Source organism: Pseudomonas putida, assembly GCF_002741075.1.
GTDB lineage: Bacteria > Pseudomonadota > Gammaproteobacteria > Pseudomonadales > Pseudomonadaceae > Aquipseudomonas > Aquipseudomonas putida_T.
Window position 1 is genome coordinate 2,694,976 of the sequence record NZ_CP016634.1, and the last position, 15,377, is coordinate 2,710,352.

General features: G+C 61.6%; 15 protein-coding genes. 4 read left to right on the plus strand and 11 right to left on the minus strand.

Features of this window, described 5'->3' with window-relative positions; genetic code table 11:
* Positions 1 to 61 precede the first annotated feature (61 nt).
* Positions 62 to 745, minus strand: coding sequence for a DNA repair protein RecO (gene recO / locus IEC33019_RS12520; protein ID WP_070093567.1), 684 nt, complete (start codon positions 743 to 745; stop codon positions 62 to 64).
* 297 nt (positions 746 to 1,042) lie between these two features.
* Between recO and IEC33019_RS12525 the strand changes: the two genes are divergently transcribed.
* Positions 1,043 to 2,005 (plus strand): IS110 family transposase, encoded by a 963-nt coding sequence (locus IEC33019_RS12525; protein WP_099593050.1) that lies wholly within the window; start codon positions 1,043 to 1,045, stop codon positions 2,003 to 2,005.
* A 44-nt stretch (positions 2,006 to 2,049) separates the two neighbouring features.
* Here the strand turns inward: IEC33019_RS12525 and era are convergent, their stop codons facing one another.
* The 8 genes from era to rpoE all read right to left on the minus strand — a co-directional run bounded on the left by era (position 2,050) and on the right by rpoE (position 10,491).
* On the minus strand, positions 2,050 to 2,952 hold the full coding sequence (gene era, locus IEC33019_RS12530) for a GTPase Era (RefSeq protein ID WP_043206472.1): 903 nt from the start codon (positions 2,950 to 2,952) through the stop codon (positions 2,050 to 2,052).
* Positions 2,945 to 3,634, minus strand: a complete 690-nt coding sequence (rnc, locus tag IEC33019_RS12535) for a ribonuclease III (RefSeq protein WP_043206471.1) — start codon at positions 3,632 to 3,634, stop codon at positions 2,945 to 2,947. Before rnc ends, era begins: the two co-directional genes overlap by 8 nt.
* Before the next feature lie 164 nt (positions 3,635 to 3,798).
* Positions 3,799 to 4,653, minus strand: a complete 855-nt coding sequence (gene lepB, locus IEC33019_RS12540) for a signal peptidase I (protein ID WP_070094575.1) — start codon at positions 4,651 to 4,653, stop codon at positions 3,799 to 3,801.
* A 5-nt stretch (positions 4,654 to 4,658) separates the two neighbouring features.
* A complete protein-coding gene (gene lepA / locus IEC33019_RS12545; RefSeq protein WP_043206469.1) occupies positions 4,659 to 6,458 on the minus strand; it encodes a translation elongation factor 4 in 1,800 nt (599 codons plus the stop codon).
* A 248-nt stretch (positions 6,459 to 6,706) separates the two neighbouring features.
* Entirely contained in the window at positions 6,707 to 8,107 is a 1,401-nt protein-coding gene (locus IEC33019_RS12550) for a DegQ family serine endoprotease (RefSeq protein ID WP_372340675.1), read from the minus strand.
* Positions 8,108 to 8,309: 202 nt separating this feature from the next.
* The gene (locus IEC33019_RS12555) at positions 8,310 to 9,275 is read right to left on the minus strand and encodes a MucB/RseB C-terminal domain-containing protein (RefSeq protein WP_070094573.1); all 966 of its coding nucleotides are present in this window, start codon (positions 9,273 to 9,275) and stop codon (positions 8,310 to 8,312) included.
* A 12-nt stretch (positions 9,276 to 9,287) separates the two neighbouring features.
* A complete protein-coding gene (locus IEC33019_RS12560) occupies positions 9,288 to 9,878 on the minus strand; it encodes a sigma-E factor negative regulatory protein (protein WP_070094572.1) in 591 nt (196 codons plus the stop codon).
* Positions 9,879 to 9,909: 31 nt separating this feature from the next.
* Positions 9,910 to 10,491 carry an RNA polymerase sigma factor RpoE gene (gene rpoE / locus IEC33019_RS12565; protein WP_010220971.1) on the minus strand — a complete coding sequence of 194 codons (582 nt, stop codon included), beginning with the start codon at positions 10,489 to 10,491 and terminating at the stop codon, positions 9,910 to 9,912.
* A gap of 434 nt (positions 10,492 to 10,925) precedes the next feature.
* Between rpoE and nadB the strand changes: the two genes are divergently transcribed.
* Positions 10,926 to 12,530, plus strand: coding sequence for an L-aspartate oxidase (gene nadB, locus IEC33019_RS12570; RefSeq protein WP_070094571.1), 1,605 nt, complete (start codon positions 10,926 to 10,928; stop codon positions 12,528 to 12,530).
* 84 nt (positions 12,531 to 12,614) lie between these two features.
* Here the strand turns inward: nadB and IEC33019_RS12575 are convergent, their stop codons facing one another.
* Together IEC33019_RS12575 and IEC33019_RS12580 are read right to left on the minus strand one after the other, a co-directional pair.
* Positions 12,615 to 13,073: a protein YgfX gene (locus tag IEC33019_RS12575; protein ID WP_081337537.1), complete on the minus strand. Its 459-nt coding sequence runs from the start codon at positions 13,071 to 13,073 to the stop codon at positions 12,615 to 12,617.
* Complete coding sequence (locus IEC33019_RS12580) at positions 13,057 to 13,311, minus strand: succinate dehydrogenase assembly factor 2 (RefSeq protein ID WP_043206462.1); 255 nt, start codon at positions 13,309 to 13,311, stop codon at positions 13,057 to 13,059. The genes IEC33019_RS12575 and IEC33019_RS12580 overlap by 17 nt, the downstream gene beginning before the upstream one ends.
* A gap of 133 nt (positions 13,312 to 13,444) precedes the next feature.
* Between IEC33019_RS12580 and ygfZ the strand changes: the two genes are divergently transcribed.
* Positions 13,445 to 14,386 carry a CAF17-like 4Fe-4S cluster assembly/insertion protein YgfZ gene (ygfZ, locus tag IEC33019_RS12585; RefSeq protein WP_070094569.1) on the plus strand — a complete coding sequence of 314 codons (942 nt, stop codon included), beginning with the start codon at positions 13,445 to 13,447 and terminating at the stop codon, positions 14,384 to 14,386.
* A 55-nt stretch (positions 14,387 to 14,441) separates the two neighbouring features.
* Positions 14,442 to 15,248 carry an HDOD domain-containing protein gene (locus IEC33019_RS12590; protein ID WP_070094568.1) on the plus strand — a complete coding sequence of 269 codons (807 nt, stop codon included), beginning with the start codon at positions 14,442 to 14,444 and terminating at the stop codon, positions 15,246 to 15,248.
* Positions 15,249 to 15,377 lie beyond the last annotated feature (129 nt).

Sequence of the window (15,377 nt, forward strand, 5' to 3'; positions counted from 1 at the left end):
CGGTTGCTGTGAGTCACGAAAGGGCTCTCCTGAAAGTTGAGCCCTACAGCATACGATGTGCTCAACGCTTGCGAAACAGTTCCCGACTGACCAGCGGTTTTGGCCCCAGGTGCACCGCCAAGGCCTGGCGCATCAGGCGCTTGGCGGCGAGCAAGGCGCCGGGTGCCTCCCAATCGGCCTCGGCCAAGGCCAGCAGCTCGGCCCCGGTGAACAAACCAGGCTGCGCGAGGTATACCCGCTCCAGGCCCGCATCGACCTGCAAGCGGTACAGGCCTTGAGTATCGATAGGGTCGTCATTGATATCGTGGGTCAAGGCAAAGGCATACCCCAACTCATCCAGCAGGCGCCACTCGAACGCACGCAGCAGCGGCTCCAGCGGCCAACCGGCAGCCAGGGCCTGCAACGTCAAGGTGTAATGCTCGAACAGCGCAGGATGGGGCGCCTCCGCCGGCAGCAGGCGCATCAGCAACTCATTGAGGTACAACCCGCTGAACAAGGCATCGCCATGCAGCCAGCCGCCGATGCCGACACTGTCCAGGCGTCCGACGTTCTTCAACTCGCCCCGCCCGCGCAGCTCCACCTCCAGTTCAACGAACGGCCGCACCAGACTGCCGCCCTTGCCCCGGGCACGGCGCAGCACCGCGCGCGCACGGCCTTGGGGCGTAAGGAAGTCCACCAGCGCGCTGGTTTCCTTGTAGGCGCGACTGTGAAGCACGTAGGCCGGCTGGCCGGCGGGTTGTTCCATCAGCGATCTCTGTAGGTTGAATGTGCCTGTGGGAGCGGATCCACCTGCGAAAGCGCCAGTGAAACCACTATCGCTTTCGCGGGTAAACCCGCTTGTATGGTGATACTCGAAGGGGTGGTGGGACGAACAAACCGATTCTGACTGTTAGGCGCAGTACAGACCGTGGGAGACATCGCCCCACCCCTTCACCAAAGCGCCGATAAAGAATGCATCGTTTGCAAACGACGATAGAAGCAAGCCAGCGCCTCTTGGTGAAACCCCTCCGAGTTCAAAAACCATACCGTGGGAGTTCAGGCGATGGCAATGCGAGTAGACAATTTCATCATCGGCATCGATGTCGCCAAGGCTGAGCTGGTCTGTTATTACGAAGACTCCGCCCAACAGCAGACCGTTAGAAACACCAAGCCTGAAATCCAAAAGTGGCTGGCACTTCAGCCGGCCAATACCGCTATCTGCGTTGAAGCTACCAATGTTTACCATCTGGACCTGGTTGAGATGGCATACGAAAAGGGCTTCGCCGTCTATGTCGTCGACGGGTTTCAACTCAGCAACTACCGCAAGGGCGTTGGCGGACGCGTTAAAACCGATGCGTCCGATGCCTGCCTGCTGGCTCGCTTCCTGGATCGCGAGGGCAGTGCTCTTCGTCCTTGGTCGCCCCCTCCAGCTGTCTACGGCAAGCTCCAGAGCCTGCTCCGGCGCAGAGCAGCGCTGGTTTCGGCGCGGACAAGTCTGACTCAGAGCTGGGGCAATGAAATGTCGCTCAAAGAGGCGTTCAACAGCTTTGCCAAGCACTTCGAGTCGCTTGATCTTCTGATCCAGAAACGCCTGAAGGTCTTGGTAAAAGAGGCTGGCCTAGCCGAACAAGTCGCCCGCTGTCAGAAAGTTGAAGGGATTGGCTTCCTGACCGCTGTTGCCCTCGTCACCGCATTTATTCGGGGCGAATTCAAGAACAGTGATTCATACATCGCTTTTCTAGGCATGGACCTGAAAGTTGCAGATTCCGGCCAAAAGGCCGGACGTCGACGGTTGACCAAGCGGGGTTGTTCAGAGATCCGTCGATTACTGCATAACGCCGCCATGGCGGCCAGTAGGTCTGCGGCCTGGAAAGACGTCTACGAGCACTATCGCCGGGCAGGTAAGGCAACGACTCAGGCCCTGGTTATCTTGTCACGCAAGCTCGCCAGGGTTGCATTCGCCTTGATGAAGACCCAAGGCGAATACGTCAGCAAAGGGGCAAAAAAGCTTTGCCCTCAACCATAGAATCTCCCACAGGGGACGTGCCAGCAGTATGTTCGCTGGTGAGGTTACAGGTCGCCGTAGCCCAGCGAGCGCAAGGCGCGCTCATCGTCGGACCAGCCGCCTTTGACCTTGACCCACAGGTTGAGCATGACCTTGGCGTCGAACAGCACTTCCATGTCTTTGCGTGCGTCCGAACCGATGCGTTTGATGCGCTCGCCCTTGTCACCAATGATGATCTTCTTCTGACCGTCACGCTCAACCAGGATCAACGCATGGATATGCAGCACATGGCCCTGTTGCTTGAACTCCTCGATCTCCACGGTGATCTGGTACGGAAGCTCCGCACCGAGCTGGCGCATGATCTTTTCGCGCACCAGTTCCGCGGCCAGGAAGCGGCTGCTGCGGTCGGTGATCTGGTCTTCGGGGAAGAAGTGCTCGTTCTCGGGCAGGTGCTTGGCGATCAGCGCTTCGAGGGCTTCGAGGTTGTGCCCCTGCTGGGCAGAGATCGGCACGATCTCGGCATTGGGCAACTGCTGCTGCAACCACTGCAAATGTGGGATCAGCTCGGCTTTCTCGTCCATGCGGTCGGTCTTGTTGACCGCCAGGATCACCGGGCCGCTCACGTACTGCACACGCTCCAGCACCAATTGGTCCTCGTCGGTCCAGCGGGTGCGGTCGACCACGAAGATGACCACGTCGACGTCCTTCAGGGCCGCCGACGCGTTACGGTTCATGTAGCGGTTCAGCGCCTTGTCGTTGGCCTTGTGCATACCGGGCGTGTCGACGTAGATCGCCTGCACGTCCCCCTCGGTCTTGATGCCGAGCATGTTGTGACGGGTGGTCTGAGGCTTGCGCGAGGTGATCGCCAGCTTCTGGCCAAGGATGTGGTTGAGTAGCGTGGACTTGCCCACGTTGGGGCGACCGACGATCGCGACATAGCCGCAACGGGTCGAAGTGTTCTCAGTCATTGCCATTCTCCACGCCAAGGGCGATCAATGCGGCGGCGGCGGCGACCTGCTCGGCGATACGCCGGCTCACGCCCTGTCCACGGCTCTTGTTGTTCAGCAGCACCACCTCGCATTCGACGAAGAAGGTACGGCAGTGCGGTTCGCCCTGGATGTCCACCACTTCATAGCGTGGCAGTTCGCAGGCACGCGACTGCAGGAACTCCTGCAGGCGGGTCTTGGGGTCTTTGTTGGTATCGACCAGGGTCAGCCCGTCGAACTCACCGGCCAGCCAGGCCAGGATACGTTCGCGGGCGGTCTCCATGTCGGCGTCCAGGTAGATCGCCCCGATCAGTGCCTCGAGGGCATCGGCCAGGATCGACTCCCGCCGGAAGCCACCGCTCTTGAGCTCACCCGAGCCCAGACGCAGGTATTCGCCCAGGTCGAAGCCACGGGCCAGGCGGGCCAGGGTCTCGCCTTTAACCAGGCGTGCGCGCAGGCGCGAGAGCTGACCCTCGCGGGCCTGCGGGAAACGCTCGAACAGCGCTTCGCCGGCCACGAAGTTGAGGATGGCGTCACCCAGGAACTCCAGACGCTCGTTGTTGCGCCCGGCATAGCTGCGATGGGTCAGGGCCAGGAGCATCTGGTCCTGGTTCTTGAAGGTATAGCCGAGCTTGCGCTCCAGGCGCGCGAGGGAAGCACTCATGGGGCCACCCCTGGATTGTTCAACGCGTTGTTCAAATCAACATCCTGAAAGACTGTTTGGCTGTGGTCCACCACCTTGTGGGCGGCGGAATCTCTCGATCCCTGAGAACACAGCCTATGTCAGAAATGCATTCGGCGCTGTCTGCCAGACAGCGCCGTTGGGTATCAATGGATCAGGCCAACCCGCGACAGGTTGGGGAAGTGGCTGAGCTTGGGCTCTGGCCAGCTCATCCACACCGCGAAGGCCTTGCCGACGATGTTGCGATCCGGAACCATGCCGTGCAGTTCCTTTGGAATGTTCGGATCGTCCCAGTAACGGCTGTCGTTGGAGTTGTCGCGGTTGTCACCCATCATGAAGTAATGGCCGGCCGGTACGGTCCATTGCTGGTCCGGCGGCATGCGGTAACGGCTCATTTCCTTGCGGATCAAGTGCTCGGCCTCGCCGAGTTTTTCCTTGTACAGCTGGGCACTGCCCAGGGTGCCTGGCTCGGTGCCGACCAACTGCTCGGCAATCGGCTGGCCATTGACGTACAGGCGCTTGTCGCTGGTGTAGCGCACCTGGTCGCCCGGCAGGCCAACCACACGCTTGATGTAGTTGACATTCGGGTCGCTCGGGTAACGGAACACCATCACGTCGCCGCGCTGCGGATCACCCACTTCGATGACCTTCTTGTCGATCACCGGCAGGCGAATGCCGTAGGAGAACTTGTTCACCAGGATGAAGTCGCCCACTTCCAGGGTCGGCTTCATCGACCCCGACGGGATCTGGAACGGCTCGACCAGGAACGAACGCAGCACCAGCACGATGAACAGCACCGGGAAGAACGATTTGCCGTACTCGACCAGCAACGGCTCCTTGTTCAGGCGCTCGAGCACCGCCATCTCGGGCTGGCTGACACTACCCTGATAGTTGGCGATCGCCGCTCGCCGGCGCGGAGCCAGGAACAGCAGGTCGATCAAACCCAACAGGCCGCAGACGGCTACGGCGATGACTAGCAACAGCGGGAAATTTAGCGACATAGGACCTAGCTATCCAACCTGAGCACGGCGAGGAAGGCTTCCTGTGGAATCTCCACGTTGCCGACCTGCTTCATGCGTTTCTTACCGGCCTTCTGCTTCTCCAGCAGCTTCTTCTTACGGCTGACGTCACCGCCGTAGCACTTGGCCAGTACGTTCTTTCTGAGCGCCTTGACAGTCGTACGGGCGACGATCTGGCCGCCGATGGCTGCCTGGATCGCCACATCGAACATCTGCCGAGGGATCAGTTCCTTCATCTTCTCAGTCAGCGCACGGCCCTTGTAGTGGGCATTGTCGCGGTGAACGATCAGCGCCAGGGCGTCTACCTTGTCGCCGTTGATCAACACGTCCAGCTTGACCAGGTTGGCCGACTGGTAACGATCGAAATGATAGTCCAGCGAAGCGTAACCGCGGCTGGTCGACTTCAGTTTGTCGAAGAAGTCCAACACCACTTCGTTCATCGGCAGGTCGTAGCGCACCTGCACCTGGCTGCCGAGGAACTGCATGTCGCGCTGCACGCCACGCTTCTCGATGCACAGGGTGATGACATTGCCCAGGTGTTCCTGGGGCACGAGGATGGTCGCGGTGACGATCGGCTCGCGGAAGTCCTGCACCGCAGAAACATCCGGCAGTTTGGACGGGTTGTCGACGTAGATGGTCTCGCCGGTCTTGAGGACCAGCTCGTAGATCACGCTCGGCGCGGTGGTGATCAGGTCCAGGTCGTATTCGCGCTCCAGGCGCTCCTGGATGATCTCCATGTGCAACATGCCGAGGAAGCCACAACGGAAGCCGAAGCCCAGGGCGTCGGAGCTCTCCGGCAGGTATTGCAGCGAGGAGTCGTTCAGGGTCAGCTTCGACAGCGCGTCGCGGAAATCTTCGAAATCGTCGGAGCTGACCGGGAACAGGCCGGCATACACCTGCGGCTGGATCTTCTTGAAGCCTGGCAGGACTTCGACCTCGGGGGTCGAGGAGAGGGTCAGGGTGTCACCGACCGGCGCACCGTGGATGTCCTTGATGCTGGCGATGATGAAGCCTACCTCACCCGCCTTGAGGTCGGCGGTCTGGGTGTGTTTCGGGGTGAAGACACCGACGCTGTCGACCAGGTGCACCTTGCCGGTGGACTTGACCAGAATCTTGTCGCCCTTCTTGACCCGGCCGTGACGCACGCGGACCAGGGAGACAACGCCCAGGTAGTTGTCGAACCAGGAGTCGATGATCAGAGCTTGCAGAGGGGCATCGATCTCGCCTTCAGGAGCAGGGATGGTCTGCACCAGACGCTCGAGAACCTCATCGACGCCCATGCCGCTCTTGGCGCTGCAGGCCACGGCGTCGGTGGCGTCGATACCGATGATCTTCTCGATCTCGTCCTTGACGCGGTCCGGATCAGCCTGGGGCAGGTCCATTTTGTTCAGTACCGGCATGACCTCCAGGCCCTGCTCGATGGCGGTGTAGCAGTTGGCCACGGACTGGGCTTCGACACCTTGACCGGCGTCCACGACCAGCAGCGCGCCTTCGCACGCGGCCAGGGAACGGCTGACTTCATAGGTGAAGTCGACGTGGCCGGGGGTATCGATGAAGTTCAGCTGGTAGACCTTGCCGTCCTGGGCCTTGTAGCTCAGCGTGACGCTGTGGGCCTTGATGGTGATCCCGCGCTCACGCTCCAGGTCCATGGAATCGAGGACCTGGGCTTCCATTTCGCGTGCCGACAGGCCACCGCACATCTGGATGAAACGGTCGGCCAGCGTCGACTTGCCATGGTCGATGTGGGCGATGATGGAGAAATTGCGGATATGACTCAAATCACTCACGGGTCAACACTCGAAAAGGCTGCGAGCCGGACGCCCGCCGAAAAATAGCCGGGAATTGTACCTTAAGCCGCGGGGATATGGGAGATTCCAGATCAAGCGACATGGTGACAGGCGTTGCCCCTGCGGGAGCCGGCTACCCCCGGATTGCGCGCCTTCGGGCTGACCGTAGCGCCAGGCCAAGTGTGGGCTGAGGAAAATTTCATGAAAAAGGGCAGCCGAAGCTGCCCTTTTCCTACGCAACGCGCAGATTACTCCGCCAGCTTGAAGGTAATGAAGCTGGCTCGGCCTTGACGCAGCACGCGCATGGACACCGAACGGTTCTTCGGCAGGTCCTTGGCGATTTCGGTGAACTGCTTGGCCGAAGCGATCGCCTGGTTGTTCAGGTGGCTGATGACATCGCCCGGACGCAGACCGATCAACGCCGCAGGACCATCCTGAACCTCCTTGATGACCACGCCGCCCTTGAGTTCCAGGGACTTTTTCTGCTCGGCGGTCAGGTCGGCCACGGAGACGCCCAGGCGGTTGCTGTTGCGCTCGGCGCCCGACTCGCCGCCGGTACCGATGTCGGCATCGTCCTCGGGCAACGCGCCGATGGTGATGTCCAGGTTCTGGCGCTTGCCGTTGCGGATGATCTCCAGGCGGGCCTTGTCGCCATCCTTGAGGCTGCCGACCAGGTGCGGCAGGTCGGCCGACATGACGATCGGCTGGCCATTCATGCTCAGGATCACGTCACCCACCTGCAGACCGCCCTTGGCTGCCGGACCGTCCTCCAGCACCTGGGCGACCAGGGCACCGGCCGGCTTGTCCAGACCGAAGGATTCAGCCAGGTCCTTGTTGACCTCCTGGATCACCACGCCAAGCCAGCCACGGCTGACCTTGCCGTCTTTCTTCAGCTGATTGGAGACATCCAGTGCCACATCGATCGGGATGGCGAACGACAGGCCCATGAAGCCACCGGAACGGGTGAAGATCTGCGAGTTGATACCCACCACTTCGCCTTTCATGTTGAACAGCGGACCGCCGGAGTTGCCCGGGTTGATCGCCACGTCGGTCTGGATGAACGGCACATAGGTATCGTTCGGCAGGGTACGCCCCTTGGCGCTTACGATGCCTTTGGTCACCGAATGGTCGAAGCCGAACGGAGAACCGATCGCCAGTACCCATTCACCGACCTTGAGCTTTTCGGAGTCGCCGAGCTTGACGGTCGGCAGGTTCTTGCCTTCGACCTTGAGCAGGGCCACATCGGTACGCGGATCGGTACCGACCAGCTTGGCCTGGAGTTCGCTGCGATCGGACAAACGCACGATGATCTCATCGGCATCGGCGACCACATGGTTGTTGGTCAGCACATAGCCATCGCTGGAGATGATGAAGCCTGAACCGAGGGACTGGGCTTCCCGCTGACGGTCGCCCCGGGGCGAGCGTGGCGCTTGCGGCATGTTGCGCTCGAAGAACTCGCGGAACATCGGCGGCAGGCCTTCCAGGTCCGGCATCTGCCCGGCGGCGACGCCGCGGTCCGGCAGCTTCTGCTTGGTACTGATGTTCACCACGGCAGGCGAGGCCTGCTCGACCAGGGTGGTGAAGTCCGGCAGGGCTTCCTCGGCCTGGGCGGTGAGCACCTGGCCGAGCATCAGCACGGCGGCGAACATCGATAGGTAGGATTTCAAGCGTGGTATTGACATACGGCTCCCGTCACAACGAGCGTAGTTAACAAAGTGAGGCCTTTGCACAAGCAAGAAAGGCCAGCCCCCGAGAAGCCTGACCTATAGAAAATTTACGAAAGGATTGCAAATGACAATGCTTTAATTTCATGTCAGACGCATGACCTACGATACGTAGGAAGGTACACCATCACTGGCGTGCCTGGGCATCCTGGGCCCGCATGGACAGGGCGACACGCTCGGCAGTCCCCAGGGGGATCTCGCCAACCACGGTGACCATGACCTTACCTTTGGGCGTATTGAGACGGCGTGATACGGCGACTGTTGGCCCCAACTGCGCGCGGGTGTCGGGCCCCGCATCGTCGCTGACCGGTTCCAGAAACACCGAGAAGCGTGCCAAGCCATCGTCGTACATGAGACTGCTGACCATGCTGTCACGCACCGGATCGCGGCGCACGGAGCTGTTGATCAGCTCGAAACCCGGCGGCAACCAATCCGAACGCCAGCCAGAGGCGGCTTCGGTGCTCGCGGCAGTGACTCGCTCGACCGGCTTGCACGAAGCACTGGCGAGCAGGTCATCGTCGGTGGGCACGTCATCGGTATCCAGACGGGTCATCTGGAAGCGCTCGAGCAACTGGCCTTTGTCGTTGAGCATCAAAGAGCGCAAGGGCAAACCAGTGCGGCGATCCAGGTGCAGTTCGAAGGCATAGCGGTGCTGGTCCCGCGGAGTGAGCGTCACGATCACGGCGTCGCGCCCGGCGACCCGGGACTTGCCCGCAACGCTCAAATCGTACCAGCTCATCAGTTTGAGAGGATCGAGCACACGCGGTGCGGAGTCCGGTGGGGCGCCTACGCGGCTGACCAGGGCGCCGCTGACGCATTGGACCTTGCCATCGACGCGCACGATTTCCTGGGTCGCGCCATCGAGCTGCAACAAGCGCTCGCTGACCTTGCCATCCTGGACGCGGTGCCAGATATCGTGGGAGGAGAAGCTGCCATTGCGTTCGTAGACGAAAGACCCCTGGTAACTCTGTTCTCGCTCGGCCTGCGCCAGCTTGTTCAGCCACTCACTCGCCTCGGGCGAGGAGTTGGCCGCCAACGCTGGCACCATCATGCAACTGCCAAATAGCAGCGTCAGGAGAGGTAGCGCGCGCATGATCCTCCTTACTTAACGGTTTTCCAGGCTGGCGGCGCGTGCGTAGGGCAGAGCGGTCTCGGTACCCTTGAGCGCAGATTCCTGGGCATGCTGGCGCAGATACCCTGGCAAACGCTGATCCCAGCCGGCCTGATTCTGCAGCACGCCGTTGGCCATCGGCCCGGTCGGTTGCTCACTGCTCTCACTATAGCCTGCCAAAACGGCCGGGCCCTGTGCTTGCGGCACGCTCAGACCTTGCTGGGCAGGTTGTTGGGCAGCGAGCTCGGCACCGGTGATCTCATCCTGGTTGTACAGGCGCACGCCAGCCAATACGGCGACGGTCACCGAGGCGGCTACGGCCAGGCGCCCAATGGTGCGCCATGGGCCTTGCTTGACCTTGGCAGGCACGGCCTCGTCGGCCAAAGCTGCGGACACCGCCGAGGCGATATCGAGTTTCGGCAGTACCAGTTCGTTGTGCATCGCTGCACGCGCGACCTGATAGCGGGACCAGGTGGCACGGGTTTCAGGATCGTCGACGGCGTTCAACACGCGACGCAGTTCAAGTTCGTCCGCTTCGTTATCCATTACCGCGGACAGCGATTCCTGCAAAGCTTCACGACTCATGGCGGTTCCTCTCTTGGCTGTCGCCGCTGTCTCAGGTTTCCTGCAACAGAGGCTGCAGGGCTTTATCAATGGCCTCCCGAGCGCGGAAAATTCGAGAGCGCACGGTACCTACCGGACATTGCATGACACTGGCAATGTCTTCGTAACTCAGTCCGTCGAACTCACGTAGGGTCAATGCCGTGCGCAGGTCCTCGGGCAGTTGCTGGATGGTGCGATGGACAGTGCCTTCGATTTCATCCCGCAACAACGCGCGCTCTGGAGACTCGAGATCCTTGAGGCCATGATCGCCGTCGTAAAACTCCGCATCCTCGGAGCTCACATCACTGTCTGGTGGACGCCTTCCGCGGGACACCAGATAGTTCTTCGCCGTGTTGATGGCGATGCGGTACAGCCAGGTATAGAAAGCACTGTCACCGCGAAAATTTCCCAGCGCCCGGTAGGCCTTGATGAAAGCCTCCTGCGCCACATCCTGGGCCTCGTGGGTGTCGTGGACGAACCGCACGATCAACCCGAGAATCTTGTGCTGATACTTCAGCACCAACAGATCGAACGCTCGCCTGTCGCCGCGCTGCACACGCTCGACAAGCTGCTGATCCTCTTCCTGGGTTAGCATGAACACTCCTCAGTGGTCTCGAAGGAGCGTTGCAACAGCCATCGTTCAGGCTTGCAACCATAGACTCGGCCTTTGCGCAAAAGTTCTCCCCTCCAAGCAAGTTTCCTGCGGCCCTTGGTCGGCTCGCACGAAAGACGCAGCGCGGTCACGGCCGGCTGCGTCGATAATCTGATCTCGAATACGCAGGTGTCAGCCCGAAAGAGCTACCGCCATGCGTCGCCGCGGCATTTGGTGGCGTGCGGGCAGCCTTCTTAGGATTTCCACCGGTATCGGAAAGTTCCCATAAAGATCGCCACCAGGGTGCAGATGCCATTGGAAATCAGACACCTGTGGCTGCTATAAAGGCAGCCGGACAGGCTTAACGATAGTTTCACAATGCCATCTGCGCATGACTATTGTGCCGCTCCCCTTCCCAAGATTACTAGTGTCAAGACATGAGCCAACAATTCCAACACGATGTCCTGGTGATCGGCAGCGGCGCCGCTGGCCTCAGCCTGGCACTGAACCTTCCCAGCCACTTGCGCATCGCCGTGCTGAGCAAAGGCGACCTGGCCAACGGTTCGACCTTCTGGGCCCAGGGCGGCGTCGCCGCGGTTCTGGACAACACCGATACCGTCCAGTCCCATGTCGAGGACACGCTTAATGCCGGCGGCGGCCTGTGTCATGAAGATGCCGTGCGCTTCACCGTCGAGCACAGCCGCGAAGCCATCGAATGGTTGATCGAACAAGGGGTCCCCTTCACCCGCGACGAGCATTACAGCGTCGATGACGGCGGCTTCGAGTTTCACCTGACCCGCGAAGGTGGTCACAGCCACCGGCGCATCATCCATGCCGCCGATGCGACGGGCGCGGCGATCTTCACTGCCCTGCTGAACCAGGCGCGCCAGCGGCCGAACATCGAGCTGCTGGAGCAGCGTGTGGCGGTCGACCTGATCACCGAGCGCCGCCTGGGCCTGCCCGGCGAGCGTTGCCTGGGCGCCTACGTGCTGGACCGCAACACCGGCGAGGTCGACACCTTCGGAGCGCGCTTCACCGTGCTGGCCACTGGCGGCGCGGCCAAGGTCTATCTCTATACCAGCAACCCCGACGGCGCCTGCGGCGATGGTATCGCCATGGCCTGGCGCGCTGGCTGCCGGGTGGCCAACCTGGAATTCAACCAGTTCCACCCCACTTGCCTGTACCACCCCCAGGCCAAGAGTTTCCTGATCACCGAGGCCTTGCGTGGCGAAGGGGCCCTGCTGCGCCTGCCCAATGGCGAACGCTTCATGCCGCGCTTCGACCCCCGCGAGGAACTCGCCCCCCGGGATATCGTCGCCCGCGCCATCGACCACGAAATGAAGCGCCTGGGCGTGGATTGTGTCTATCTGGACATCAGTCACAAGCCTGCCGACTTCATCAAGAACCACTTTCCCACCGTCTACGAGCGTTGCCTGGCCTTCGGTATCGACATCACCCGCCAAGCGATTCCGGTGGTCCCGGCCGCCCATTACACCTGCGGCGGCGTGATGGTCGATGATCGCGGCCATACCGATGTGCCCGGCCTGTACGCTATCGGCGAGACCAGCTTCACGGGCTTGCACGGCGCCAACCGCATGGCCAGCAATTCGTTGCTCGAATGCTTTGTCTATGGCCGTGCCGCAGCAGCCGACATCGAGGCGCATTTGGACGAAGTGCAAGCTCCGACCGCCCTGCCCTGCTGGGACGCAAGCCAGGTCACCGACTCGGACGAAGACGTGATCATTGCGCACAACTGGGACGAACTGCGGCGTTTCATGTGGGACTACGTGGGTATCGTGCGCACAAGCAAGCGTCTGCAGCGAGCCGAGCACCGAGTACGTCTGCTGCTCGACGAGATCGACGAGTTCTACAGCAACTACAAAGTCAGCCGCGACCTGATCGAGCTTCGCAACCTGGCCCAGGTCGCCGAACTGATGATCCGCTCGGCGATGCAGCGCAAGGAAAGTCGCGGGCTGCACTACACGCTGGATTACCCCGGAATGCTGTCCGAGGCCAAGGACACCATCCTCAGTCCAGTCTGAACGGAGGCGTATCCGTGGGAGCTGGCGGAGCCAGCGCCCACAAGTACAGCGCAGCCCCGCATGACAACACACGCCTAAAGCGGGTTATTGCGCCGAAACCTCGGCCCAGCGCCTGCGACTGAACTTCAACCTCACCCGCAGACGCCGATGCTGATCAACATCCAGGGCATCTCGCGGTATGCACTGGCTCTCGCCGAACCAGCGCCCTGGCCTGACGAAACGCAGCACAACCAATCCTGGCAACGCTACGCTGTCCCGACACAACCGCACCCGCTGCCAGCCTCGGGCATGACTGAAAAGTCGCCAGCCGGTGGGGTCACGGCGCAGGCCGGTAATGGCCTCGGGATGGGTTAGCAGGATACGACGGGGAATGGCCCAGCAGGCGTGGGCAAGGCAAGCGAGGGCGAGGAGAACGCTCAACCACCAGGGTTGCGCGCTCAGGATCAAGGCCCAGAGCGCGAGCACCTGGCAGGTCAGGTAGGCCGCCAGCAGCAGGCGCGAGCCTTGCCAGCGGCACTCGAAATGCTCACTTGGGCTGGACACGGTCCAGGATGATGCGAACCATGCGTTGCAGCTCAGGGTCGTCGGACTCGGTACGCTCCATGAACCAGCCGAACATGTCCTGGTCTTCGCAGGTCAGCAGGCGACGGTACAGCTCGCGGTCCGCTTCGCTCAGGGTGGGGTAGACCTCCTGGGTGAATGGCACCAGCAGTACGTCCAATTCAAGCATGCCGCGGCGGCTATGCCAGAAAAGCCGGTTGAGTTCAGTTTGTTCGACCATGGGGCCCTCCTCGAATGGGCCGCCAGTATACAGTGGCACGCTTGCGGCGGCACAAGGCGTTGGTCTAGTCACCTACCTATTTTGTTACCAGCGTTCTATGATGGCCGCCAGTCTCAAGCAACCGCGATGACCCATGGCCGATTCCGCTTTCTTCTGTCCCCTGTCCCACGAGGGCATCCTCGCCGTCCGCGGCTCCGATGCCGGCAAGTTCCTGCAAGGCCAGCTGACCTGCAACATCAACTACCTCAGCGAGGAGCATGCGAGCCTGGGCGCCCGCTGCATGGTCAAGGGCCGTATGCAATCGAGCTTCCGTATCTTCCCGGAAGGCAACGGTTACCTGCTGGCCATGGCCAGCGAACTGCTCGACGCGCAACTGGCCGACCTCAAGAAGTACGCCGTCTTCTCCAAAGCCATCCTGACCGACGAAAGCGCCGCCTGGGCCCGCTTCGGCCTGGCGCAAGGCGATGCCGCGCTTGAAGCGCTGGGCCTGGCCACGCCGACCGAGGCTGGCACCACGGTACGCCATGACGGGCTGATCGCGATCGCTGTCAGCACCGGCCGCGTGGAACTCTGGGCACCCGTCGCACAAGCAGACACCGTCCGCCAGACGCTCGCCGCCCACTTGACCGAAGGCTGTCTCAACGACTGGCTGCTCGGCCAGATCCGCGCCGGTATCGGTCAGGTCATGGGCCCTACCCGCGAGCTGTTCATCCCGCAGATGATCAACCTGCAGGCGGTCGATGGCGTGAGCTTCAAGAAAGGCTGCTATACCGGCCAGGAGATCGTCGCGCGCATGCAGTACCTGGGTAAGCTCAAGCGCCGTCAGTACCGCCTGGCCCTGGCCCAACACGACGTACCCGCCCCTGGCGCCGAGATCTTCTCGCCCACCCACGGCTCGTCGGTGGGCGAAGTGGTCATTGCCGCCCGTGCAGATGACGGCTGCGAACTGCTCGCGGTGCTCAGCGCCGAAGCCGTGGCAGACGACAACCTGCACCTGGGCAGCCTCGAAGGTCCATGCTTGACGTTGCTGGACCTGCCCTACGAACTGGACCGCGACCGGGAAATCCTGCGCTGACCAGCCCGCCCCGCCTCCCTGCGGGGCCGCACCACCATTGCGGTAGAGAAGTTAGATGAACAAGCTGGCCGAGACGGTTCAATCACAATTGCTCGCAGCCATCGACAAGGACGACCTGGTCCTGCCGACCCTTCCTGAAGTTGCCTTGAGCATCCGCGAGGCCGCCGAGGACAGCGAGATCAGCGTCGCCGCGTTGAGCAAGGTGATCGGTCGCGACGCGGCCCTCTCGGCGCGCCTGATCAAAGTGGTCAACAGCCCGTTGTTGCGTGCGGCAGTGGAGGTCACCGACCTGCACACCGCCATCACCCGCCTGGGTATCAACTACAGCTGCAACTTGGCGATCGGTCTGGTAATCGAGCAGATCTTCCACGCCCGCTCCTCGGCCGTCGAGCAAAAATTGCGCGATATCTGGGCCAACAGCCTTGAAGTAGCGGGCATCAGCTATGAACTGTGCCGCCGCTACACCCAGCTCAAGCCGGACCAGGCCACCCTGGGGGGCCTGGTCCACCAGATTGGTGCCCTGCCCGTGCTGATCTATGCCGAGGAGCACAACGAACTGCTCTCCGATCCAGTGTGCCTGCACTATGTGATCGAGCAGATCCAGCCAGTGCTGGGCGACAAGATCCTCAAGGCCTGGGAGTTCCCCGAACAGTTGGTGAATCTGCCCAGCCAGGTGCAGGACCTGGACCGACGCAGCGACAGCATCGACTACATCGACATCGTGCAGATCGCCCGCCACCTCAGCCATCGGACCCGCAGCCGCCCCCTGGCGGCCCTGCCCGCCTACCAGCATCTCGGGCTGCCCTACGGGACCGAGCTGGATGTCGCCGACCTGCTCGATGCCCGCAGCATGTTGCGCTAAACCAAACGCCTTAGCTTTGAGAGTCAGCTTACCCGCGAATGCGGCAGTGAATTGACCAACGTATTCGCGGGTAAACCCGCCCCCACAAGGATCACCGTCAACCCTGTGGGTTTACCCGCGAATAGGCCG

Coding starts and splice junctions, on each gene's coding strand:
- lepB (WP_070094575.1), bottom strand. CDS start 4,653: ATGTCGCTAAATTTCCCGCTGTTGCTAGTCATCGCCGTAGCCGTCTGC.
- recO (WP_070093567.1), bottom strand. CDS start 745: ATGGAACAACCCGCCGGCCAGCCGGCCTACGTGCTTCACAGTCGCGCC.
- rnc (WP_043206471.1), bottom strand. CDS start 3,634: ATGAGTGCTTCCCTCGCGCGCCTGGAGCGCAAGCTCGGCTATACCTTC.
- IEC33019_RS12580 (WP_043206462.1), bottom strand. CDS start 13,311: ATGGTCGAACAAACTGAACTCAACCGGCTTTTCTGGCATAGCCGCCGC.
- IEC33019_RS12560 (WP_070094572.1), bottom strand. CDS start 9,878: ATGAGTCGTGAAGCTTTGCAGGAATCGCTGTCCGCGGTAATGGATAAC.
- IEC33019_RS12525 (WP_099593050.1), top strand. CDS start 1,043: ATGGCAATGCGAGTAGACAATTTCATCATCGGCATCGATGTCGCCAAG.
- rpoE (WP_010220971.1), bottom strand. CDS start 10,491: ATGCTAACCCAGGAAGAGGATCAGCAGCTTGTCGAGCGTGTGCAGCGC.
- nadB (WP_070094571.1), top strand. CDS start 10,926: ATGAGCCAACAATTCCAACACGATGTCCTGGTGATCGGCAGCGGCGCC.
- IEC33019_RS12590 (WP_070094568.1), top strand. CDS start 14,442: ATGAACAAGCTGGCCGAGACGGTTCAATCACAATTGCTCGCAGCCATC.
- IEC33019_RS12550 (WP_372340675.1), bottom strand. CDS start 8,107: ATGTTCGCCGCCGTGCTGATGCTCGGCCAGGTGCTCACCGCCCAGGCC.
- era (WP_043206472.1), bottom strand. CDS start 2,952: ATGACTGAGAACACTTCGACCCGTTGCGGCTATGTCGCGATCGTCGGT.
- ygfZ (WP_070094569.1), top strand. CDS start 13,445: ATGGCCGATTCCGCTTTCTTCTGTCCCCTGTCCCACGAGGGCATCCTC.
- IEC33019_RS12555 (WP_070094573.1), bottom strand. CDS start 9,275: ATGCGCGCGCTACCTCTCCTGACGCTGCTATTTGGCAGTTGCATGATG.